Origin of the sequence: Streptococcus pluranimalium (assembly GCF_047785705.1) — a bacterium.
Lineage (GTDB): Bacteria > Bacillota > Bacilli > Lactobacillales > Streptococcaceae > Streptococcus > Streptococcus pluranimalium_A.
Genome location: NZ_JBLOJV010000097.1, coordinates 1 through 879, shown reverse-complemented (window position 1 = coordinate 879; position 879 = coordinate 1). Strand labels below are relative to the sequence as shown.

Here is an 879-nt window from a genome sequence, read left to right as displayed (position 1 = left end):
TGTGAATACAGGTTCTAAAAAAGCAGACGCTCAAACAATTGTTGCGTCTAAAAATAAAATCTTTATTCAAGAAGATAAGAAAGCGTTTTAAATGCAGCAGACGTTATAAAAAGGTACGGTTGATGTATCAAGATGAAGCGGGATTTGGACGAATTAGTAAATTAGGAAAATGCTGGGCACCAAAAGGAATGCGTCCAACGGTAAACAGCCACCATATCAGAGAATACGGTTATTGTTATGGAGCTGTGGATGCTCATACCGGTGAATCTTTCTTTTTGATTGCCGGGGCTTGTAATACTGCATGGATGACTGAATTTTTAAAGCATTTGTCTTTAGCTTACCCTGATGATTACATTGTGTTAGTGATGGACAATGCCATTTGGCATAAGTCTAAAGCTTTGGAAGTTCCTACAAACATGACTTTTGCTTTCATTCCTCCCTATACACCAGAGATGAATCCAATTGAGCAAGTATGGGCAGAAATTCGTAAACGTGGTTTCAAAAAAAAGGCTTTTAAGACTTTAGAAGAAGTTATTGATAAGTTACAAGAAGTCATTCAAGGATTGCATTGGTCGGTATTGAAATCAATTGTTAAGAGGAAATGGACCTCCGACATCTATTTTTGATTTTGGTTGAGTATAAGAGCCGTGTTGAAAGGTTTATTGAGATGAAATAGAGTTTCTGTTATCAGGTCAAAGAAATGTCCAGAATTTTTCTCCTGCAGGTGGAAAATCAATGGGTCTTACGGTCAGACCTCTCTTTTTGGCGTAGCGATAAACACTGGCACGAGAAACCCTAAATTATTTGAGGCAATGATGTGATTGAGGTGCTGTCCCTTCTTGAAAGCCTTTGAGACAACATTATCCATTTTAAAGAAGA

2 pseudogenes are annotated in these 879 nt (G+C 37.7%); one reads left to right on the top strand and one right to left on the bottom strand.

What is annotated here, in order from left to right:
- Window positions 1–17: 17 nt before the first annotated feature.
- Window positions 18–626, top strand: a pseudogene (locus tag ACMZ6Z_RS09490) (IS630 family transposase); the annotation flags it as partial.
- 99 nt (window positions 627–725) lie between these two features.
- On the opposite strand, the pseudogene ACMZ6Z_RS09485 reads toward ACMZ6Z_RS09490, so the two are convergent.
- A pseudogene (locus ACMZ6Z_RS09485) lies at window positions 726–879 on the bottom strand (IS30 family transposase); the annotation flags it as partial.